The 21,680-nt window shown below is 40.8% G+C and carries 17 protein-coding genes; 7 read left to right on the top strand and 10 right to left on the bottom strand.

The window, feature by feature from the left end:
• Positions 1 to 109 precede the first annotated feature (109 nt).
• From dnaN to J4N24_RS17530, 5 genes are all read right to left on the bottom strand, one after another.
• On the bottom strand, positions 110 to 1,234 hold the full coding sequence (dnaN, locus tag J4N24_RS17550; protein WP_207535021.1) for a DNA polymerase III subunit beta: 1,125 nt from the start codon (positions 1,232 to 1,234) through the stop codon (positions 110 to 112).
• A 171-nt stretch (positions 1,235 to 1,405) separates the two neighbouring features.
• A complete protein-coding gene (gene gldG / locus J4N24_RS17545; RefSeq protein ID WP_207535020.1) occupies positions 1,406 to 3,088 on the bottom strand; it encodes a gliding motility-associated ABC transporter substrate-binding protein GldG in 1,683 nt (560 codons plus the stop codon).
• Complete coding sequence (gldF, locus tag J4N24_RS17540) at positions 3,082 to 3,810, bottom strand: gliding motility-associated ABC transporter permease subunit GldF (protein ID WP_207535019.1); 729 nt, start codon at positions 3,808 to 3,810, stop codon at positions 3,082 to 3,084. The genes gldG and gldF overlap by 7 nt, the downstream gene beginning before the upstream one ends.
• A 198-nt stretch (positions 3,811 to 4,008) precedes the next feature.
• Positions 4,009 to 4,518, bottom strand: a complete 510-nt coding sequence (locus J4N24_RS17535; RefSeq protein ID WP_207535018.1) for a hypothetical protein — start codon at positions 4,516 to 4,518, stop codon at positions 4,009 to 4,011.
• 416 nt (positions 4,519 to 4,934) lie between these two features.
• The gene (locus tag J4N24_RS17530) at positions 4,935 to 5,645 is read right to left on the bottom strand and encodes an ATP-binding cassette domain-containing protein (protein ID WP_207535017.1); all 711 of its coding nucleotides are present in this window, start codon (positions 5,643 to 5,645) and stop codon (positions 4,935 to 4,937) included.
• Between the two features lie 224 nt (positions 5,646 to 5,869).
• On the opposite strand from J4N24_RS17530, the gene J4N24_RS17525 reads away from it, so the two are divergent.
• Positions 5,870 to 7,330, top strand: a complete 1,461-nt coding sequence (locus J4N24_RS17525; RefSeq protein WP_207535016.1) for a glycine--tRNA ligase — start codon at positions 5,870 to 5,872, stop codon at positions 7,328 to 7,330.
• 136 nt (positions 7,331 to 7,466) lie between these two features.
• On the opposite strand, the gene J4N24_RS17520 is transcribed toward J4N24_RS17525, so the two are convergent.
• Positions 7,467 to 8,576, bottom strand: coding sequence for an NHL repeat-containing protein (locus tag J4N24_RS17520; protein WP_207535015.1), 1,110 nt, complete (start codon positions 8,574 to 8,576; stop codon positions 7,467 to 7,469).
• A gap of 379 nt (positions 8,577 to 8,955) precedes the next feature.
• Between J4N24_RS17520 and J4N24_RS17515 the strand changes: the two genes are divergently transcribed.
• A complete protein-coding gene (locus J4N24_RS17515) occupies positions 8,956 to 9,783 on the top strand; it encodes a murein L,D-transpeptidase catalytic domain family protein (RefSeq protein WP_207535014.1) in 828 nt (275 codons plus the stop codon).
• 140 nt (positions 9,784 to 9,923) lie between these two features.
• On the opposite strand, the gene J4N24_RS17510 is transcribed toward J4N24_RS17515, so the two are convergent.
• The 4 genes from J4N24_RS17510 to leuS all read right to left on the bottom strand — a co-directional run bounded on the left by J4N24_RS17510 (position 9,924) and on the right by leuS (position 17,643).
• Positions 9,924 to 10,985, bottom strand: a complete 1,062-nt coding sequence (locus J4N24_RS17510) for an NADH:flavin oxidoreductase/NADH oxidase (protein WP_207535013.1) — start codon at positions 10,983 to 10,985, stop codon at positions 9,924 to 9,926.
• Between the two features lie 76 nt (positions 10,986 to 11,061).
• Entirely contained in the window at positions 11,062 to 11,991 is a 930-nt protein-coding gene (locus J4N24_RS17505; RefSeq protein ID WP_207535012.1) for a cobalamin-binding protein, read from the bottom strand.
• Positions 11,992 to 12,114: 123 nt separating this feature from the next.
• A complete protein-coding gene (locus J4N24_RS17500) occupies positions 12,115 to 14,610 on the bottom strand; it encodes a TonB-dependent receptor (RefSeq protein WP_207535011.1) in 2,496 nt (831 codons plus the stop codon).
• A 237-nt stretch (positions 14,611 to 14,847) separates the two neighbouring features.
• Positions 14,848 to 17,643: a leucine--tRNA ligase gene (gene leuS / locus J4N24_RS17495; RefSeq protein ID WP_207535010.1), complete on the bottom strand. Its 2,796-nt coding sequence runs from the start codon at positions 17,641 to 17,643 to the stop codon at positions 14,848 to 14,850.
• A 175-nt stretch (positions 17,644 to 17,818) separates the two neighbouring features.
• On the opposite strand from leuS, the gene J4N24_RS17490 reads away from it, so the two are divergent.
• The 5 genes from J4N24_RS17490 (at position 17,819) to truB (ending at position 21,662) form a co-directional block, all read left to right on the top strand.
• Positions 17,819 to 18,499, top strand: coding sequence for a hypothetical protein (locus J4N24_RS17490; protein ID WP_207535009.1), 681 nt, complete (start codon positions 17,819 to 17,821; stop codon positions 18,497 to 18,499).
• A gap of 513 nt (positions 18,500 to 19,012) precedes the next feature.
• On the top strand, positions 19,013 to 19,891 hold the full coding sequence (locus J4N24_RS17485; protein WP_207535008.1) for a cell division protein FtsX: 879 nt from the start codon (positions 19,013 to 19,015) through the stop codon (positions 19,889 to 19,891).
• Positions 19,891 to 20,118, top strand: coding sequence for a DUF3098 domain-containing protein (locus tag J4N24_RS17480; protein ID WP_207535007.1), 228 nt, complete (start codon positions 19,891 to 19,893; stop codon positions 20,116 to 20,118). Before J4N24_RS17485 ends, J4N24_RS17480 begins: the two co-directional genes overlap by 1 nt.
• Positions 20,118 to 20,912, top strand: a complete 795-nt coding sequence (locus J4N24_RS17475) for an undecaprenyl-diphosphate phosphatase (RefSeq protein WP_207535006.1) — start codon at positions 20,118 to 20,120, stop codon at positions 20,910 to 20,912. The genes J4N24_RS17480 and J4N24_RS17475 overlap by 1 nt, the downstream gene beginning before the upstream one ends.
• Before the next feature lie 27 nt (positions 20,913 to 20,939).
• Positions 20,940 to 21,662: a tRNA pseudouridine(55) synthase TruB gene (gene truB / locus J4N24_RS17470; protein ID WP_369806238.1), complete on the top strand. Its 723-nt coding sequence runs from the start codon at positions 20,940 to 20,942 to the stop codon at positions 21,660 to 21,662.
• The last annotated feature ends 18 nt before the right edge of the window (positions 21,663 to 21,680 follow it).

The following is a 21,680-nucleotide window of genomic DNA, read 5'->3' as shown; positions in this document are numbered from 1 at the left end:
TCGACTATCATTCCAATTGTTTAACATTAGGCTAAAAAGGAATCCCCGCACTGATAAACGCGGGGATTCCTTTTTATTTTTATTAAAAGAACGTACTAAATCTTACACACTAAGCGTAGCTGTTCAACATCACCGGCATTACCAGCATAAGTACATCTTCTCGCTCGTCATTCGTTTGCGGAATTAATAGTCCGGCACGATTAGGAGTACTCATTTGCAAAGTAACTTCCTCCCCGCTCAGGTTATTCAACATCTCAATCAGAAAACGTGCGTTGAAGCCTATTTCCATATCTTCGCCCTCATACTGGCAGCTTAAACGCTCATGTGCTTCGTTAGAGAAATCGATATCTTCAGAAGAAATATTCAATTCACTTCCAGTGATCTTTAAACGCACCTGATGGGTGGTTTTATTAGCAAAGATCACCACGCGGCGTAGCGAGTTTAAGAACAAAGCTCTGTCAATACTTAACTGGTTCGTATTATTCTGAGGAATTACCGCTTCATAATCAGGGTACCTTTCGTCGATTAAGCGACAAATAAGGTTAATATTCCCGAAACGAAAGAATGCACTTGTTGAATTGTACTCTACGGAAACATTCACATCATCTGAAGGAAGCGAAGACTTTAACAGGGTCAATGCCTTTTTAGGAAGGATAAAAGAGGTATTTGTTTCAGACCTTGCATCCTTTCTTCTGTAACGAACCAATTTATGAGCATCTGTAGAAACAAAAGTAAGATGCTGAGGAGTTAACTGGCAGTACACCCCGGTCATTGCAGGTCTTAGTTCATCATTACTTACAGCGAAGATCGTTTTGTTGATAGCCTCTGAAAGAACAGATGCCGGAAGATTTACAGCAGAAGCATTTTCAACGGTTGGAATCTTAGGAAAATCATCTCCATTCTCTCCGCTCAATTTATATTTTCCATCACCCGCGTTAATTTCTATAGCGAAAGTGTTTTCATCGATATTGAAAGCAATAGGCTGATCAGGTAAGGTCTTCAAGGTTTCCATCAGGATCTTAGCAGGTATAGCAATCTTACCTTCTTCTTTTGATTCAACAGGCAAGGAAGTGGTCATACTAGTCTGCAAGTCGGTCGCGGAAATAGTTAAAATCCCATCTCTTATTTCAAAAAGAAAATTTTCGAGTATCGGCAAAACAGTGCTACTGCTTGATGCTCCGTTAACTGCCTGCAACTGCTTTAATAAAGTCGACGTCGAAACGATGAATCTCATATAATTGATATCTTAAAAATCTGAATAATGTGACCGGCATTTATTGGACACGCCAGCAAAGACCAAAAATAGAAAAAGCTGAACCATACAGGAAAGAAAAATCCTAACATTCTAAAATATAGTGTGGAAAAGCAGAATCCGCAAGATTTATCGTATTTGAAATACAAATTCTTAGCTTGCATACTTTCGTTTGCGATAATACTGCCCTCCAATAGCAAATATCAACAGCAAAACAATCGGAAGGACAATATTAATTACCTGCCAAAAGGTTTTTTCAGATTTAATCTTGGCCCGGTCAAGTAACCTAACCTTGATCTCCTTATTACGTAGCTCAATAATTCCACTTTCATCGGTAAGGAAATCAGCAATGTTCAACAAAAAATTTTTGTTCCCATATTGCTTTTGTGAATATCGGTCGTACCCCAAGGGAAAATGCGAACCATCCTGCGAGCTGACCTGATTTTTTAAAATGTCGCCGTCAGAAACCACAACTATCTTTGTCGGTTTACTTTTTTCGGGAAGGCTATGTCCTGCTTCTATACCTTCTGGTACAGGACGGTTGACAAAGTTCGACGAGAATGAACCCTCAAGCAACACTCCTACCGGCTTCGGCTGACTTCTGAATGCTCGTGGATCAGGCTCCTCTGCTGCCATCTGAAGGGAGATCACATTAGGCGTTTTTAACGTCCGGTTAAAAGGAGAACTTGCTAATATAACAGTCTTCCTTAACCCTTTTAACGCAATAGTATCTATCGTACTGGCGAATTCACTCCTGATGCCGTCCAGGTTCTTCACAAGAGGGTGCTTAGATACCGGAACGAAGATGGGATAGAACAACCATGGAACCATTTGCATTTGTGCTTGCCCTCCAACGTTTCCAACATTTAGGGGGATCTGAGAACAACTCATATCTGCTATCAGGTCGTAATTTATCCTAACGCCATATTTAAACAACATATCGTCCAGGTTCAGCTTCTTCGGAAAGGCTAGCTGACTTCCTGCACCTCTCAGGCTGTCTAATTCTGCGTTAACGTTATCCAGTGCAAAGAAAACCCGGCAGCCATTCATCAGTAAGTAGTCAATCTTATATTTTTCTGCTTCTGAAAACTCTTTGTCTGGTTTAGGAACTATCAACACCTTTAATTTCGAGAGGCCCTCAAACGTTATGCTTCTAAGATCTACCCTGCCTACTTCGTATCCTGACTGCAAGGTGTTCATAGCATCAGCCAGCTGCAGATCGTTTAATTCATTATGCCCTTCTGTAAATCCAATGCGAGGCTTTCCTCCGCTGGTCACCTTTTTTATTGCACTTGTAAAAGCATATTCCAGATTTTGGATAGAATTATTAAGTACTTGTTCTGGTGGCAGGCCCTCTCTGTTCTGAAAAAGACTAACCGGCATTTGTCGCCCCTGATAGGTGATTAAAGCGGATGGAAAAATTATCTTTTGTGTCAGACCATCCTCTGTTTTCACACTTAGATTCGTCGGTTCAAGGCCCTTCGCTATAAGATCCTGATAAGCGCTCTGCTGTTCTTGTTCATTTCCAGTCAGGGGATTTACAAAATCAAACCTAAGCCTTCCATTTGAATAGGATTTATAATCAGAGAGCAACTCGCGTGTTGAATTCCTTAGTCGCTTAAACGCTGCAGGGAAGTCTCCCTCCAGGTAAACCGTAACCAGGATATCATCACCCAGATGATCAAGTTCATTCCGGGTAATGTTGGAAAGGGTATACCTCTTTTCAAAAGTAAAGTCAAACCTTGTAAAAAAGAAAGAGGACAGAAAATTCAGTAAGATTAAGGCCAGAATGAATACAGCCAGATAGCCTAAATCTTTTTTCCTTCTGTTTACCATTTTCTACCTCCTAAGATCGTTTTTGTTATTACCAGAAAGACTGCAATGAAGCTCAGAAAATATACCAGATCGCGGGTATCCAATACACCCCTGCTAATCGATTCGTAATGTTCATTAATTCCAATTGCAGTTAGATAAGTCTCCAGGGACTGCAGCGATAATATTCTGCTAACTGAATCAAAGCCACTGAAGGCAATGAAGCTTAAAAAAACAGCGATAGTAAAAGCTATGATCTGATTTTTTGTAAGTGACGAGGCAAAAATACCTATGGCAACAAACGATGCGCCAAGCAGAAACAGACCTATGTAAGATCCAATAACAGCTCCGGTATCAATGTTACCTTTAGGTACGCCTAATTGGTAAACTGTTAAATAATAGATCAGGGTGGGCAGCAGGGCAAAAAGTACGATTAAGAGACAGGCAAAGTATTTTCCCAAAACGATCTGCCAATCAGTTAGGGGCCTTGTTGCAAGCAGTTCAAATGTCCCTTCCTTCCTTTCTTCAGCCAGCGAACGCATGGTAATAGCTGGTATAAGGAACATGAAAATATAAGGTGCCGTGCTAAAAAGACTGTCCAATCCAGCATATCCGTATTCAAGAATACTCGAATCAGGAAACACCCAAAGGAACAAACCCATTACCAATAAAAAGACACCTATGGTAATATAAGCCACAAGGGAACTAAAAAAACTACCGATCTCTTTATTGAAAACTGAAAGCATAATAGATTGCCGAAATTAGTGACAAATATTTCGTTAAACAAAAACTGTACTAGCTAATGCTTTAAAAGCATAAACAAATAATGCTAAAGTTTTTGTTCATGCAGGATTACAATAAAAATCCCGCTAGTTAGACTAACGGGAGATTTATTTTTTTGATTGAGCTATTGTGAAAATTAAATAATATGATCGATACCAGCTTTAGAATTTTAACGCTGCCTTGAAGGCAACCTGGTCTACAGAACCTCCATCAGCTGCCCAGCTCTCATAACGAACGCCTGCTTCAAAATTAGTTCTTCCTGAAACAGGGTAAGATAAACCTAATCCAGGAGCAATAATAGCAGCAGTAGACCTACCTTTAGTGGCTGCAACCGCAGCCCCAACCTCAGCCTGAGCAAATAAATTGTTAAGGAAAAAATATTTTGCTCCCACTTTTAGTGGAATAAAACTTGGGTTATCCCCTAGCCAGCTTATTTCTTCCTTTATAGTTAGATTGGTAAACCCTGCTGAACCCGAAACGTTAAATGTTGGCGATACAGGATAATCCAGAAACAATGACCCGCCAATGGCAAGACTATAAACATCTCCAGATTTTCCAACAGGAAGGCCGGCTTCTAAAGCAATTCCGTATCTGGTTCTCATTGGTTCAATTTGGGCCCATGAAGAAAATGAGGTCCCAGCCATAGCTATCAATAATAGTAGTTTTTTCATAAATGTAATTGGGTAAGTGTAACGTTACTATTTGACATCAAAAATAAAAAGACAGAAAAAAGCCAAGAAAGTTTACAGAGCAACAGTATACTCCGCCTAAATCCTCTGATTTAATATTGAAAAAATGGTCATCTAAATAGTTTCTATAAGCAGGAGGATAGTATCCTACCCGCGCCAACATTAACTTACAGTTAACAATAGGACTACCAGGAAACAACCTGGTCTTCACATGGAAATTACCGGGTTAAGTCCGGGCTAATCCCGGGTTATGTCCCTGTTTTATACTGGTTGGGCAACAATAGTACATAGACAAGGCTGCCTACTTTTTCTCCTTAATTAAAAGTATCAGGTAATCTTTGACCTATTCAACGTCCCCTTTTTATCAGTGTTACTGACGAGCTACGCAATATTAAAAATTAACCTCTTGTTACTTGTAAAAAAACCTGTTCTAAAGACTGATTTGAGAATTTGTAACGCAGGTCACTCAAAGTGCTATCTGCAACAATTTGACCTCTATTGATTATAACAACACTGTCGCAGATGGCTTCCACCTCCTGCATAATATGGGTTGATAGGATGACGGTTTTTTTCTTACCCAACTCCTTGATCAGACCGCGGATCTCTATCAACTGATTCGGATCTAAACCGGAAGTAGGTTCATCCAGGATCAGAACCTGGGGATCATGAATGATCGCCTGAGCTATGCCCACCCGTTGACGGTATCCTTTTGACAGGGCTCCAACCTTCTTATGCTGCTCTAAACCCAATCCTGTTAGCTCTATCACCTCGTCAATACGTCTCTTAATGTTTGATAGGCCATGAATGTCAGCAATAAAGGTTAAGGTCTCTTTAACATACATATCCAGGTATAGTGGATTATGCTCTGGCAAGTAACCTAAGTTGCGCCTAACCTCTATAGGATTTTCAGCAACATCGTATCCGCAGAGGCTTGCCTTTCCTGAGCTCGGCGGAATAAAGCATGAGACGATCTTCATTGTAGTAGACTTACCAGCACCATTCGGACCTAGGAAACCGAGGATCTTACCAGGCTCAGCAGAAAAAGAGATAGTATCAATTGCCTTTTGCTCTCCGTATATTTTGGTAAGCTGTTCTACTTTTACGCTCATAGTTAAAAGGGTTGAAATATAATACAAGGATAAGGCTAAAAAAGATTTTATAAAAGGAAGGTGTTTGAGTCGGAAGACAGGGAGGTCCTATACAGCAGAATTAGCTCAAACAGTGAGTTATTATTTAACATGTATCCACTCGACCACTGCAAGGAAGATTGTGTATTGAACAAATTCGGTAAATCCTGTTCACAATTGACAAATCAATTTATATTTGCAGCATCATGAGCAAAAATAACGACGAGCTTTTTAAAAACGTTATATCCCATGCTAAAGAGTATGGCTTTGTATTTCAATCCAGTGAGATTTACGACGGCTTAAGTGCCGTGTATGACTACGGACAGAACGGTTCTGAATTAAAAAACAACATAAAAACATATTGGTGGAAATCAATGGTGCAAATGCACGAGAACATTGTGGGTATCGATGCTGCAATTTTCATGCACCCAACCACCTGGAAAGCCTCTGGACACGTCGACGGATTTAATGATCCGATGATCGATAACAAGGACTCCAAAAAACGTTATCGTGCTGACCAGCTTTTGGAAGACAAGATAGCACGTTACGAAAAAGACGGAAAAACTGCTAAGGCTGCAGAGCTCCAACAGGCAATGGACGAGGCTTTGAAAAGTGATAACCTTACTGCTTTACGGGATCTGATCCTGGAGCATGAGATTGCCTGCCCTGTATCTGGAACTCGCAACTGGACAGATGTGCGTCAGTTCAACCTGATGTTCTCTACACAGATTGGTGCTATCGCAGAAGAATCTGATAAGATCTATCTTCGTCCGGAAACAGCTCAAGGTATTTTCGTTAACTACCTTAACGTACAAAAAACCGGCAGGATGAAAATTCCTTTCGGGATTGCTCAAATAGGTAAAGCTTTCCGTAATGAGGTAATTGCCCGCCAATTCATTATGCGTATGCGTGAGTTTGAACAGATGGAGTTGCAATTCTTCGTTCGTCCTGGCACGGAAATGGAATGGTACGATTACTGGAAACAAACCCGTTTAAAATGGCATAAAGCTCTGGGTACAAACCCTGAGAAATATCGCTTCCATGATCATACGAAGTTAGCCCACTACGCAAATGCCGCAGTAGATATTGAGTTTGAATTCCCATTTGGATTTAAAGAGGTGGAAGGTATCCATAGCCGTGGAGATTTTGATTTGAGTCAGCATCAGAAATTTTCTGGTAAAAAACTTCAGTATTTCGATCCTGAAATCAATCAGAATTATGTGCCTTACGTTATCGAAACGTCGATCGGTCTTGACCGGATGTTCCTACTAACCTTAATTAATTGCTTCGAGGAAGAAGACCTGAGTGAGGGCGACAAAAAAGACAGTCGTACTGTTTTGAGGCTGCATCCTTGCCTGGCTCCGGTAAAAGCCGCGATATTCCCTCTGACTAAAAAAGACGGACTGCCTGAAAAGGCCCGTGAGATCATGAACAGGCTGAAGCTTGATCATAATGTAGTTTACGAGGAGAAAGATGCCATTGGTAAACGTTATCGTCGCCAGGATGCCATAGGAACACCTTTCTGTATCACCGTTGACCACCAGAGTTTGGAAGATAATACCGTTACTATTCGTCATCGCGATACGATGGCACAGGAACGCGTTGCTATTGAGCAATTGGATCAGATCATTGGAAACATGGTTAGCTGGAAAAATTTACTCAGTTAAAATCAGGAACCCAGTTCATAATCTAACAAAGCCGTTCATTAGAACGGCTTTGTTCATTTACACCTTTCAACTCTGTATCGCCTTCTTTATTAGGGGAGAAGCGACAATGAAGGTTCTTACTCAAGTAAGAGTATGTTCAATTTGTGATACTTGTTAAGATCTCCCTCTCATTTGCCGGGCGTTTAGGACTTACCAGTTTCACTTTATTATTAAACCCATCCCCAACAAAAATATTCCCGAACCTGTCGAAGGCAATTCCAGTCGGGCCATCAAAATTAGCCTTGTTGCCTGCCCCATCTTTATCTCCACGTTCACCACTTCCGGCTATTGTAAATACAAAACCTTCAGGACTCACCTTCCTGACTTTGTAGGCACCGCCTTCTGATACATAAAGGTTCCCATACTCATCTAAAGCCAGACTTCCCGGCAAATAAAAACTAGCTCTATGGGCAGAACCATCTGCAGAAAAGGGCTTGCCGGTACCGGCATAGGTCGAAACAAGCCCTTTCCTGGTGATCTTCCTAATCTTGTGATTCCCATCAGATACATAGACATTTCCTGCCTGATCTACGGCGATCCCCAAAGGCTCCAGAAAAGTGGCCTTGTTTGCAGGGCCATCTTTCGCTCCCGGTTCTCCTGTTCCCGCAAAAGTAGAAACCATCCCCTCCGGGCTTACTTTCCTGATTTTATATCCCTGAACATCTGCTATAAATAAATTTCCTTCGGCATCAAATGCCATGTCTCCTGCATACTTAAAACTTGCTTGCTTAGCGGGCCCATCATTCGATCCGTAATTGCCACTTCCTGCGTAGGTTGTTACATGGCCAGTGGTACTTATCTTTCTGATCTTATTGCCTTGATCTGAAACATAAATATTGCCATAGCGATCAACCGTAACACCCTCCGGTTGATAAAATGTCGCGATTGAAACCGGACCATCCATACTTCCTTCCGTTCCATTGCCAGCTACAGTTGTTACAAATCCTGAAGTATTTATCTTTCGAATCTTATGATTAAGAGCATCAGCTACAATTAAGTTCCCATATTTATCTATAGCCAGACCTTTAATGTAATTAAAGCTTGCCACTTGCCTTTGACCATCCCGAGAACCCGACTGAGCCGTTCCGGCATAGGTTGAAACATAATGTAGTTTAGGTTTAGGTGTACAGGCAAAGGCTTCATCCATAATAGATGAAATCTTTCTTTCGGAACTTACTGCTTCTTCCACAGCATTTCCTTCTTTCATTTGATTCTTACAATTAGAGATGCTAACACAAAAACCAAGTAGAATTAGCAAGTTTACACGTCGTTTCATAGGGTTGGAGATTTTTCAGAAAAGTATTTAACTAAATAAGATTGATTGATTAAGGCTCTATTTTTGAACTCGGTATAGTTACCTTGGTTTTGGCAAATCTTCCTTTGTAAACCTGGCGAATTTTTATACGCTATAACTTCACACCTAAAGGAGAGGTAGTAATAAGAGATTAATTAAACTAATATGACAAATATAAATTCTTCAATCATTGACATTCCATAAAAAGGTGTTACCTTTGTAGCACAAAACCAGAGAAACTTAAAACAACATCTATCGTATAAACTCTACTTAATTTACTGAGGGAAAGATTATGAGGAAAAGGATTTTTCGCGGGGCAAGCTTAGCTCTTTTGGCATTAAGTTTACCTGCTATCGGATGGAGTTTAAACGATCCTACTGATGTTAAGGCTGCCATCGCCAAAGATACCGCTGTTATCGAGTCGCCTGTTGCTCCTACAGAAACAATTTCTGCTGCAACGCTTTTTAACAAACACATTTCTGAAATTTATGATGCTGCACAATTAGATGATTCTGGTCTTGACTTCGATGTGTTCAAAAAGGCAGTAACAGGATACTATAATTTTAAAAACTCTAATCTGGTATCTACTTCGAAGGAAGTGATATCTATTGTAGATTTTACAAGGGCCAGCACTAAAAAACGTCTTTGGATTATTGATCTGGGATCTAGAAAAGTATTATTCAATACTTTAGTGGCACATGGACAAGGAAGCGGAGATAATTTTGCTACCAGTTTTTCAAACCTTACGAACTCTCATCAAAGCAGCCTTGGTTTTTACATTACAAGCAATACGTATTTTGGAAAACATGGATTGTCTTTAAAGTTGAACGGTATGGACAATGGCTATAATACTAATGCTCTAAACAGAGCGGTGGTAGTACATGGTGCTGAGTATGTAAGCCAAAGCTTCATAAATCAACATGGTCGTTTAGGTCGCAGCCATGGTTGCCCGGCAGTTCCGGTTGAGCTAACTCCTTCTATCATTGAAGCTATAAAAGGAGGGACCACCTTATTTATCAATGGCCCTTCATCTAAAGCATATGCTTCAACTTTTCTTGATGAAGGATTAGCTGTAAATACTTTTAATAAAAATAAAACTCAGCTAAATGCAGTGTTATAAGTTGCATCTTTAACAGTGACTGTAGAACGTATCTTTAGCCCTAAAGGAATTAAATTTTAGTAGTAGTAGTAGTAGTAGTAGTAGTAGCTAGATATACCAAAAGGAGACCTCTGGACGAAATGTTCAGAGGTCTTTTATTTTTATCGTTTCGCCCTTTCGTATTGTACCGGCCAGGGGATATCTACCCCTAATACTTTAGCAGCATGCAATGGAAAATAAGGATCTCGAAGCATTTCACGTGCAAGCAGGACAAGATCAGCTTTTCCTTTACTGATAATAGATTCTGCTTGTTCAGGGGAAGTTATGATACCTACTGCTGCTGTAAGAATACCAGTCTTTCTGACTGCCTCTGAAAACTCCACCTGATAGCCCGGACCTGCAGGTATATCAGCTTTCGGAACATTTCCTCCGGTAGAGCAATCTAGCAGATCGACTTCTTTTGTTTTCAGGATCTCTCCAAGCCTTATCGAGTCTTCCTTCGTCCAACCACCCTGCACCCAGTCGGTTGCCGATATCCTAACAAATAAAGGCAGGTCTGCCGGCCATACTAGCCTTACGGTTTCCACAACTTCCAGTAGAAATTTAATCCTGTTCTCAAATGAGCCGCCATAGGTATCCGCGCGGTTATTGGAGAGTGGCGACAGGAATTCATGAAGAAGGTATCCGTGCGCAGCATGTATCTCAACAACTTTAAATCCTGCATCAAAAGCCCTTTTAGCAGCAGACTGAAATTCTATTTTAATTTGTTCAAGATCTTCAGAAGATAATGACCGGGGTGTATTGTGATCTTCAGAAAAGGGAATTGCACTAGGCGCCAATGTCTGCCATCCACCTTCCTCCAACGGAATAGACGCACTTCCGTTCCAGGGTTCCCTTGTGCTGGCCTTTCTACCCGCATGGGCTAACTGGATACCAGCTACGCTTCCCTGCCCATGTATGAAATCCACTATTTGTTTTAAGCCTTTGATATGATCATCGCTCCAGATTCCCAGGTCCTTTGGAGTTATTCTGCCCTCTGGTGCAATAGCCGCTGCCTCAATAATAATCAGACCTGCTCCCCCTACCGCCCTGCTCCCCAGGTGAACAAGATGCCAATCATTTACATAGCCATCTTCGCTGGAATACTGGCACATAGGTGAAACACCAATACGATTTTTAAATTCAACTTCCCTAATTCTCAAGGGACTAAAAAGCAAGCTCATAACCTGATATTTATTGTGCGATAAAGACAAAGCACTTCAGCCTTTGTTTTTATGGATCAGCTTTCAGGTAATTTGACTATAGCAAGTCGAACTTTACCCAACCCTGGCCCTCGTAACCAAAAATAAACTGCTTAGGATTAATGATCTCCGCAAGTATCTCAATAGTATCAATGATCCTTGGACCCGGACGATTGAAATAATGGTTTCCGTCGGCGATGAACAACTTGTTGTTTTTCACCGCCTCTAGTTCATTCCAACCGGGAAGCTGCATTAACAGGGAAATTTCCTGGAGGCTTCTTTCAATGGAAAACCCACAAGCGGCTACAACAATAATATCAGGGTTTGCTTCAACAAGGTCTTCTGGTTTAATATATGGGGAATGAGAGCCAGTAATAGCGAGAACAGGCACACCTCCTGCTATTTCAATAAGCTCGGGCGTCCAGTTTCCTGCAGTCATCAGTGGATCTAACCACTCAATACAGGCTACCTTAGGCTTGCTCTCTACAAACTTCAACTTATGTTTAATCAGATCACGTCGCTCTTCCAGTTCTTCGATCAGATTTTTACCTCTCTCCTGAACCTCAAGTTTCTGGGCAACTGTTGCAATGTCGGACAGGATCTGGTCTAAGGTTTCAGGACTTAAAGAGATCACTTCAACTGCTCTGTTTAAATCATCTCCTATAGCCTTTTCAACATCAGTCAGGCTAACCGCACAGACTTCACATTGAGCTTGAGTGATGATTACATCAGGGCTTAGTTTTCTAAGAAGATCTGCGTCAACCTTGTAAACGGATAATGCATCAGCTACAGATTGCCTCACTATCGTATCAATTTCCCGGCTGGTTCCTCCTTCTTCGATCAATGCTGAAGAACATTCTGGCAGAGCCTTTACCGCCTCTGGAAAATCGCACTCGTGCGATCGCCCTACCAACTGCTCTTCAAGGCCGAGTGCATAAATGATTTCCGTAGATGATGGCAGAAGCGATACAATTTTTTTAGAGGACATTGCTTTTATTTTGGCGCCAAAGTTAATATCAATTGTAAATAAAATAACCTAATAAATCGGTTGGGCCAAAAAAAAGACCGGCAATGAAAATTACCGGTCTTTCATTCTTATATTTTAAAAGACTTACATTCCTGTTCCCTGACCTCCCTGTCCAGTGTCTTGTTTCAAATCATCATTATTCACACCGCGTTTCTTTTTAGGTTGCTGCGGTGCAAAGTTCATTTTACCAAATTGATAACTAAAGTTTATCCCAATAGAACGGAATGGTACAGAGAAAGAACTTTGCTGTGTTATTCCGTTACCTACAAAGCTGCTATTGAAACTCTTTCGCTCATTAAAGGGATCGACCATATTCAAGCCTAACTTACCTTTCTTGTTCAGAATTTCCTTATTAAAAGACAACTGCCACATGTTGAAAGAAGGGTTGCGTCCCTGGGCTGTACGGCGAGGTGCATTAACAATAGCGAACGTTTCCATTAAAAATCCTTTAGCAATGGTGTAAGATCCCCCCAAGAATCCATTGTACATTAGATAAGTTTCATTGTTGTTAGACGCAGCTGAAGCAAAGGTTCTACTCACAGTTGGCTTATAGGTATAAAGATTCACATTTCCTCTTAAAGTCAGCTTTTTAACAGGCTGAATTTGGCCGAAAAATGAAGCTCCTAATGAATTATTGTTTCCTATGTTTTGGAAGGTAGATACAGAAACATCTCTGGTTACTCCATCAGAAAACTGATAAGCTTCACGCTCCACAAAATTCTCGATGACATCATCAGTATGTCTGAAATAAACCGAAGCATTGATCACGGAAGTCTTAATAAAAGTAGAGAAATTAAACTCTACGCTTTGAGAAACTTCCGGGCTAAGTTCTGGATTTCCCACAGTGTGCGTTAGCGGATTACTGGTGTTTCTGAAAGGATTAAGATATTGCAGGCTTGGGCGCTGAATTCGCTTACTGTAACTTAGCCGGAACGAATTAGTCTTGATGTTTTTGGATATAGATAAACTCGGAATGAAATTATCGTAATCGTTGTTTAGTGGATCTAAGTTCTGATCGTCATTTTCCACCTGCCCTGATATCTTGGTATGCTCATATCTTCCTCCAGCTTGAAGGCCCCAGTTGTTCTTAAGAGTAAAAGTCCAAACCGAATATCCGGAATAAACATCCTGATTGTAATGGTAGATATTCGATAGTGCACTATTTCTGACAAAATCCCCTCCCTCTCTTTTATCGAAATCGTAATCACTGTCAATCCTTCTTGCAATCACCTTACCTCCTAGCTCCAGCTTCACCTTAGCCGAAACTGGTAATGAATAATCGGATTGGGCTGTATATTCATCATTTATCCCGGTATTTTTACCGATTTGATCATTCTTGATAATCCGGCTATTTAAAGTTTCGAAATCAGTATTTGACTTCAGTTCTGTCCACTGACCTGCAACGCTCCATTCATGACCAGGCTTTTTAAATTTATGCGTAAAGTCAGCATTCCAGTCAAAGCCCTGGAACTTATTATCATTCTCATTATCGATAATTTCAGAATTTGGGGCTAATGAGCTTCCGATAGCACTGCTGATCTTCGTAGAAGCCCCGTCTGTAGAAAAGCCGCCCTGATTATATCTGATACCGGAGGAAATGCTATTATTAGCATTAAAGTCATAACTCAAGTTCCCTGAAGTAGAAAAGCCATAACGCTTCAAACGAGTCTCCCCGGCTTGACTGTGAGTAGAATCATTTGTAGCGATAAATATATCGGTAAGAGAAGTTTGAGGCCAGGTAAGATTTCCTCCAAAATTCCCTGTAAAACTTAAGCGGTTTTTATTGATGTTAAGATTTGCATTACCATTGTTCTGCCTGGTACCCAAACCTCCGCTCACTGAACCACTTACACCAGACATTTCCTTTTTCTTGGTAATAATGTTGATGATACCAGCTGAACCTTCAGCATCATATTTAGCAGAAGGACTGGTAATTACTTCCACGTTCTTAATCTGGTCGGCTGGAAGCATCTTCATCGCGTCTGCTAAACTACTTGCAACCGCTCCTGAAGGCTTTCCATTGATCAGAACTCTAACATTCTGACTTCCACGTAATGCAACATTACCATCCTGATCTACTGTAACCATTGGAACTTTACGCAGCACATCACCGGCATTCCCTCCTGAAACCGTCGCGTCCTTTTCTGCATTGTAAACCACTTTATCTACCCGGTTCTCAATAATAGCAGCCTGCCCGGTTACGGTCACCTCTTTTAGAGCATTAGCAGAAGGAGAAAGCATTATTCTTCCCAGATTGGCATCTGGCTTTCCAGGAGTAGTTTCAATACCAGTGATAACCTTCGTATGATAGCCGATAAAGCTTATTGTTAACTTGTACTTTCCTGGAGAAATATTATCTATTTTAAATACGCCCTTTGAATCTGTGATCGAGCCATTAGTACTTTTGTTTGAGCTGGCTCTTCCCAGTCCTACTGACGCGTAGTCAACTGGCTTTTTAGTCAGCGAATCGAGTACAGTTCCTGAAATACGGCCTGTTATAGTCGCCCCCCCTACCGGCACTTGCGCAAGAGCAGAATTAATAAGAAAGAATGTTGATAAGGCTATGAATAAATGTTTCATTGAATATATTTGTTAAGAGCCTTAAACATGGATGAATAAGACTTTTTAATTAGTCGCAAAGGTATATCCTTTGTTACAAGGTGCTGTGGAAATTAATCCATTTTTTGAAAGCCTTGAGAAGACCACTTCGGGTCACTTTTTTCTTACCGAAATCGATTGAACCCCATTGCTAACTGCGAAAAAAGGCGGAAAACATTCGTCTCCGCCTTTTTCTGTATCAAGATATTTACTAATTTATTAAATAACGATATTTACAATCCTTCCTTTTACCACTACTACCTTTTTAGGATTTTTGCCGTCGAGATATTTTTGAACGTCCTCATTGCTAAGAACAAGCTTCTCAATATCGGCCGCTTCTAAGGTTAAAGAAATATTTAAGTTCATTCTCATCTTACCGTTCACCGAGATAGGATACGCAAACTCATCTTCCACCAGGTAGTCCGGATTGAATTTAGGATACTGGGCGTACGACAAGGCCCCTGAACGATTTCCTAAAAGTGACCATAGCTCTTCTGTGATATGCGGAGCATAAGGTGCAAGTACTATTACAAGGTCCTGAAGGATCTTGCGCTTGTTACACTTCAGTTCCTGAAGCTCGTTCACACAGATCATAAAGCTTGAAACCGAGGTATTGAAAGAGAATCTCTCGATGTCTTCTTCTACCTTTCGGATGATTTTGTGCAAAGCTTTGTACTCTGCTTTGGTTGGCTCTTCGTCTGAGATCGAAAGCTCGAATTTATCGTTGTGAAATAACTTCCAGAACTTACGTAGGAACTTAAACACACCTTCTATACCATTAGTATTCCAGGGCTTGCTTTGTTCCAGAGGTCCTAAGAACATTTCGTACAGGCGAAGGGTATCCGCACCGTAACGTTCAATGATGTCATCAGGGTTAACAACATTGAATTTGGATTTAGACATCTTCTCTACCTCCACCCCGCAAACGTATTTCCCGTTCTCCAGGATGAACTCAGCATTTTCAAATTCTGCCCTGAATTTTTTAAACCTATCAAGATCCAGCACATCATTCTCCACGATATTAACATCTACATGAAGGGGAGTGGTTTTGTACTCGTCCTTCAGGTTGTAAGAAACAAACCTGTTTGTGCCTTTTCCTTCTTCATCCAACACACGATAAACGAAGTTGGACCGACCCTGGATCATACCTTGGTTGATCAGCTTCTTGAATGGTTCTTCCTCTACTACATAACCAAGGTCTTTGAGGAATTTATTCCAGAAACGACTGTATAGCAAGTGGCCTGTAGCATGCTCTGAACCTCCTATATACAGGTCGACGTCTTTCCAGTACTCTATGACAGTTTTTGGAGCGAAAGCAGTTTCTTTACGATCTTCTGCCGAAGCCATATAGCGGTACCAATACCAACTGGATCCAGCCCAGCCCGGCATAGTGCTCAGCTCATAAGATGCTTCGCCATTATATTTCCAATCTGTTGCACGCCCCAGCGGAGGCTCTCCTGTTTCAGTCGGAAGATATTTATCTACTTCCGGCAGTAACAAAGGCAGTTCACTTTCCTCGATTAGGTGAGGAAGTCCATCCTTGAAGTACACGGGAACGGGCTCTCCCCAATAACGCTGGCGTCCGAAAATAGCGTCGCGCATCCGGTATTGGATCTTCGCTTTTCCTGCATTCAATTCCTCTAATTTGGAGATCAAAGCAGGGATAGCTTCCTGGTGAGTAAGACCGTTGATAAAACCAGAGTTAATATATTTTCCTTCTTTGGTTGGATCCGCCTGATGCTCGATATCTTGTTGCCCGTCGAGGATCTGAATAATTGGAAGGTTGAAATGTTTTGCAAACAGGAAGTCGCGCTGATCGCCGGAAGGAACGGCCATCACAGCACCGGTTCCATAACCAGCCAATACATAATCGGCAATCCAAACGGGGATTTTAGTTCCGTCTAAAGGATTTAAGGCATAGCTACCGGTAAATGCACCTGATACTGTTTTTGTATCGGCCATTCTATCCAGCTCTGATTTCTTCTTAGTTTGAGAGATATAGGATTCGATCTCCTCTTTTTGCTCAGAAGTAGTCAGAGATGTTACCAGTTCATGTTCAGGAGCAATCACTAAAAAGCTAACTCCGAAAATAGTATCGACACGGGTGGTGAACACCTCAATACTTCCCCCCCCATTTTCGAGAGGGAATACAACGGAGGCTCCGGTACTTTTCCCTATCCAGTTCCTCTGCATTTCTTTTAGAGGCTCAGGCCAGTCAATAGTATCCAATCCCTGGAGCAAACGATCTGCATAAGCAGTGATACGCATGCTCCATTGCATCATTTTCTTTTGTTCCACAGGATAACCACCACGTTCTGAAACACCGTCTTTAACTTCATCATTAGCTAAAACAGTTCCCAGGGCAGCACACCAGTTCACCGTACTTTCCTTCAGATAGGTTAAACGGTATTTCAGCAGTTCTTCCTGCTTCTGGCTTTCACTAAAGCTATTCCATTCTTCTGCACTAAAACTAAGTACATCTTCATCTGAAACAGCCTTAATCCCAGCGCTTCCTGTTACTTCAAAACGTTTGACTAAAGCCTCAATTGGCTCCGCTTTTTCAGCTTCCAGATTATACCAGGAGTTGAAAAGCTGCATAAAGATCCATTGAGTCCATTTATAATACTCTGGATCGCTTGTCCGTACTTCACGACTCCAATCAAAAGAGAAACCGATCTGGTCTAATTGGCGACGATAGGTAGATATGTTCTGCTCTGTAGTAAGCGCAGGATGCTGCCCAGTTTGGATAGCATATTGTTCCGCGGGCAATCCGAAAGAATCATATCCCATTGGGTGCAATACATTAAACCCTTTCAATCGCTTATATCTGGCAAAAATATCTGACGCAATATATCCCAGCGGATGTCCGACATGTAAACCTGCACCTGAAGGATAAGGGAACATATCAAGGACATAATATTTTGGCTTTTCAGAGTTGTTTTCAACCTTGTAAGTCTGGTTCTCAGCCCAGAAATCCTGCCATTTTTTCTCAATCTCTTTATACTGGTAATCCATTGTACTAATACTTGGGGTGCGAAAATACAAATTCCCACCGATTAGTAATTGTTAAGGTTCGGATTAATAGGAGGCAAACAACATTTTCAAGTTTCCAGAAACAATTCTCAGCTCTTCTCACTTGATTTTAGGTATCACGATTGACTAACTAATAAAATGTAAAACTTTTACTACCATGATAAAACATTTAAAACTTAGCTTTTTTGCTCTGCTAATGAGCGCTGTTGCATTTTCCGGCTGTAAGAAAGAAGAACAACAGGAAGAACAGACGATAGACTTTAAATTTAAAGCTGAAACTTCACTATCGTCGGGTACCACCACCTCTGCTGTCCCGTCTGTTGAATGGACGTATGCCTGGCTGAACCTGGCAAGCTTTGATGTGAAATTGAAGAACAGCGGAACGGTAGTAGGAGGCAATGCGATGGAGGGTCTTTGGAACGTGAATATGCTGGCAGATAATAACGATTTATTTACGATCACTTTCAGGACCTACAATAAATTTGATGAAATTGATGGAATACTGTACCTTAAACCATCTGCAGAACATCCTCCCCTTACATTAAAAGCTTTGGTAACTCTTCCATCTGGAGCAGTTGTTCCAGTTGAATTTTACTTTAATGACGAGGCTGCTCTGCACATTAATGTAAAAAACCTATGGGCTAAGATCAGACGAGATAACTACATTGCAGTTGTAAAGATGGAAGTGAATAAACTTTTTGCCGCAATGGATTTTTCTAAGCTACCAACGGCTACCCCCACTGGAAATAAGATTATAATCAGCCCTACTTCGAACACCGAATTATATAAGCAATTAAAAAATGCTTTAAACTCAAGTTATACAGTGTCCTTCGAATAGGCATTAATAACAAAGAGGCTGTTCTTTCCTGGAACAGCCTCTTAACAATCAACCTTTAACCTAAAAAATACACTAAATAAAACTAAACCCTTATTCTAAACTATATTTTGCAACCAAGTTATCTCCGAACCGGAACAACAACTTGCCTTCCATTTTTCAAAACTGCTACTGCTTGCGGCTTTAAGCCAAAGATCTGATTTAATATTCCTTCAATCAGGATAGATGCTTGCTTTCTCATGTTTTTCAATTTGGTATTTGATGATTATTACGCACTAAAAAACAGAAGGTTACGAAAACTTAGTGCTTTAATAAAGCCTGACATTTACATTACATTCTGTAACTCTATTATGCCTCCCCCCACCCACCAACGTATCGCATTGGCATCCCGGAAATCGTAATTCGTAATTCGTAAATCGCAAATCCCCCCCTCTTTCTTTGTTAAAAATATCTAAATATTCAATTTTACGTTAAGGACTTTAGTTAAATAGTTATTTTCGCGTAATTAAACAGGCTATGGAAGAATTTGAAGGAAGCACCGCTGCAAAGAAAACTAAACCAGTATATATTTCAACTGTGATTAGTATTGCATTGGTTTTGTTAATGATTGGCCTGCTTGGACTGATCATGGTTCATGCTCGCAATCTTTCTAAATACGTTAAAGAAAATATTGTTCTAAATATTATTGTAAGTGATGGCGCTAAAGAGGTGGACGTGCTTGCGCTTCAAAAACAATTAGATACGCACCCTTATGTACTCCGATCTCAATATGTTAGTAAAGAAATTGCTGCACGTAACTTGCAGAAAGACTTGGGAGAAGAGTTCGTACAATTCCTTGGCTATAATCCCCTCCTCTCGTCAATAGATGTATACATGAAGGAGGAATATGCCAATAACGCCAGCATCGAAAATTTCACCCGTCAGTTATCCAAAAACCCTTTGGTAAAAGAGGTTATTTATCAGAAGTCACTGATAGATATGGTGAATCAAAATATCAAAGTTATAAGTCTGGTGATCCTGGCTTTTGCCGGTACCTTATTAATTATCGCAATTGCTCTTATCAATAACACCATACGTCTTGCAATTTACTCCCAGCGTTTCCTGATCAAATCAATGCAATTGGTAGGCGCTACAAAGAACTTTATCCGCGCTCCTTTTATCGGATATGGAATTATACACGGACTATTAGGATCGCTTATAGCTATTATTTTGCTCTTGGGCGCGCTGTACCTGGCACAGCAGCAAATTCCAGAGTTAGTTATATTAAAAAATTGGTACGAATTTGCATTAGTATTTGCAGGTGTGGTGGCAATAGGTATCCTGATCGCTGGGTTGAGCACCTACTTTGCAGTAACCAAATACTTAAGATTAAAAGTTAATAACCTTTACAGATAATGGCATTAAAGAAAACTTCGTCTACAAATACACCGGTACAATTTGTATTCGGTAAAAGCAACTACAGGCTAATGCTGCTGGCAATAGCAGTGATTGTCTTAGGATTTATTCTGATGATAGGAGAAACGGACATTTACGATTTTCGAAAAACTGTACTTGCTCCAGTGGTAGTGTTGGTGGGTTTTGGTATCGGGTTTTATTCTATCCTTAAAAAACGCGATAATTAATGAGCATTATCCAGGCCATTATCCTCGCGATAATCGAAGGTATTACTGAGTTTCTTCCCGTTTCTTCAACCGGCCATATGATCATAGGATCATCATTGATGGGAATCCAGTCTAACGACTTCGTAAAACTTTATACAGTAGTTATTCAATTGGGAGCGATCCTTTCAGTGCTTGTTCTTTACTGGAAACGTTTTTTCCAAACCCTTGATTTCTACTTCAAGCTTTTAGTAGCCTTTATCCCCTCAGCCATTGCAGGTTTACTTTTCAGCGATAAGATCGACGAACTATTGGAAAGTCCAACGACTGTTGCAATAGCACTGGTAGTTGGAGGGGTGATTCTTCTATTTATTGACAAGTTTTTCCAGCGCAATAGTATTCGTGATTCAAGGAATATTGACTATAAGGCTGCATTTATTACCGGCGTTTTTCAATGCCTGGCAATGATTCCTGGTACCTCCCGTTCTGCTTCTACCATTGTAGGGGGAATGTCGCAGAACATGACCCGCACAGTCGCTGCAGAATTTTCTTTTTTTCTTGCGGTTCCTACCATGTTCGGGGCAACAGCCAAAAAGATCTATGACTTTTATAAAGATGGATATGTAATTACCGGAGAAGAGATTAAGCTTTTAGCTATAGGCAATGTAATTGCTTTTATCGTAGCTATGCTAGCTATTAAATCCTTCATTACCTTCCTTCAAAAGAGAGGCTTTCAAATCTTTGGCTGGTACCGTATTGTTGTGGGACTTGTAATTCTGGCTTTCCTGTTATCAGGTCATAGCCTGGAAATCATTTAAGATCATTTTTATTCTACGGATATAGTTGTGGGAGATACAAAATTCAGGGAGTTTAATTTTGCAGAGGGAGAACTTCTGCTAGTTAACAAACCCTATCATTGGACAAGCTTCGACGTAGTCGTAAAAATCAGAAATTCTTTTAAGCCGCTAAAATTGAAGGTGGGACATGCAGGAACTCTTGATCCTCTTGCCACGGGTCTACTGGTGATCTGCACCGGCAAAATGACTAAGCAAATTGATAACTTTCAGGCCCAGGAAAAAGAATATACAGGAACTTTTGTACTTGGTGCGACTACTCCTTCTTATGACCTTGAGACTGAAGTTGACCAGACCTTTGATATTAGTCACCTGAATAATGAGACTATTACAGAAGCATGTAAGTTATTTCTTGGAGACATTGAACAATTTCCACCTGCGCACTCTGCAGTTAAAGTGAACGGTGAGCGGTTATACGAGAAAGCCCGCCGTGGAGAAGATGTTGAGTTAAAATCGCGTAAGGTTAGCATTACGGAGTTTGAAATTACCAGGATAGAACTTCCTGAAGTGGATTTCCGGGTAGTTTGCAGCAAAGGAACTTATATCAGATCCCTGGTTTTCGACTTCGGAAAAGCGTTGAACTCTGGAGCCTACCTTTCCAAGCTTAGAAGGACTAGAAGCGGAGATTTTAAGGTAGATGATGCCTTTGAAGTGATGGAATTAGTAAACCATATCAGAGGGCTTAAAGACAAAGAAGAACCTGCCCTTAAATAAAGCATCTTTTATATTTTT

The sequence above is a fragment of the Desertivirga arenae genome (genome assembly GCF_017355785.1).
GTDB lineage: Bacteria > Bacteroidota > Bacteroidia > Sphingobacteriales > Sphingobacteriaceae > Desertivirga > Desertivirga arenae.
Note: the sequence above shows the minus strand (reverse complement) of the source record. Positions and strands in the feature narration are given on the sequence as shown.

What these genes read in the sequence shown, in the direction of transcription:
- J4N24_RS17475 (WP_207535006.1), top strand. Translation starts at nt 20,118, where the DNA reads ATGAGCATTATCCAGGCCATTATCCTCGCGATAATCGAAGGTATTACT.
- J4N24_RS17520 (WP_207535015.1), bottom strand. Translation starts at nt 8,576, where the DNA reads ATGAAAGAAGGAAATGCTGTGGAAGAAGCAGTAAGTTCCGAAAGAAAG.
- J4N24_RS17485 (WP_207535008.1), top strand. Translation starts at nt 19,013, where the DNA reads ATGGAAGAATTTGAAGGAAGCACCGCTGCAAAGAAAACTAAACCAGTA.
- J4N24_RS17505 (WP_207535012.1), bottom strand. Translation starts at nt 11,991, where the DNA reads ATGTCCTCTAAAAAAATTGTATCGCTTCTGCCATCATCTACGGAAATC.
- J4N24_RS17530 (WP_207535017.1), bottom strand. Translation starts at nt 5,645, where the DNA reads ATGAGCGTAAAAGTAGAACAGCTTACCAAAATATACGGAGAGCAAAAG.
- J4N24_RS17515 (WP_207535014.1), top strand. Translation starts at nt 8,956, where the DNA reads ATGAGGAAAAGGATTTTTCGCGGGGCAAGCTTAGCTCTTTTGGCATTA.
- dnaN (WP_207535021.1), bottom strand. Translation starts at nt 1,234, where the DNA reads ATGAGATTCATCGTTTCGACGTCGACTTTATTAAAGCAGTTGCAGGCA.
- J4N24_RS17500 (WP_207535011.1), bottom strand. Translation starts at nt 14,610, where the DNA reads ATGAAACATTTATTCATAGCCTTATCAACATTCTTTCTTATTAATTCT.
- J4N24_RS17525 (WP_207535016.1), top strand. Translation starts at nt 5,870, where the DNA reads ATGAGCAAAAATAACGACGAGCTTTTTAAAAACGTTATATCCCATGCT.
- gldF (WP_207535019.1), bottom strand. Translation starts at nt 3,810, where the DNA reads ATGCTTTCAGTTTTCAATAAAGAGATCGGTAGTTTTTTTAGTTCCCTT.
- gldG (WP_207535020.1), bottom strand. Translation starts at nt 3,088, where the DNA reads ATGGTAAACAGAAGGAAAAAAGATTTAGGCTATCTGGCTGTATTCATT.
- J4N24_RS17490 (WP_207535009.1), top strand. Translation starts at nt 17,819, where the DNA reads ATGATAAAACATTTAAAACTTAGCTTTTTTGCTCTGCTAATGAGCGCT.
- J4N24_RS17535 (WP_207535018.1), bottom strand. Translation starts at nt 4,518, where the DNA reads ATGAAAAAACTACTATTATTGATAGCTATGGCTGGGACCTCATTTTCT.
- J4N24_RS17510 (WP_207535013.1), bottom strand. Translation starts at nt 10,985, where the DNA reads ATGAGCTTGCTTTTTAGTCCCTTGAGAATTAGGGAAGTTGAATTTAAA.
- J4N24_RS17480 (WP_207535007.1), top strand. Translation starts at nt 19,891, where the DNA reads ATGGCATTAAAGAAAACTTCGTCTACAAATACACCGGTACAATTTGTA.
- leuS (WP_207535010.1), bottom strand. Translation starts at nt 17,643, where the DNA reads ATGGATTACCAGTATAAAGAGATTGAGAAAAAATGGCAGGATTTCTGG.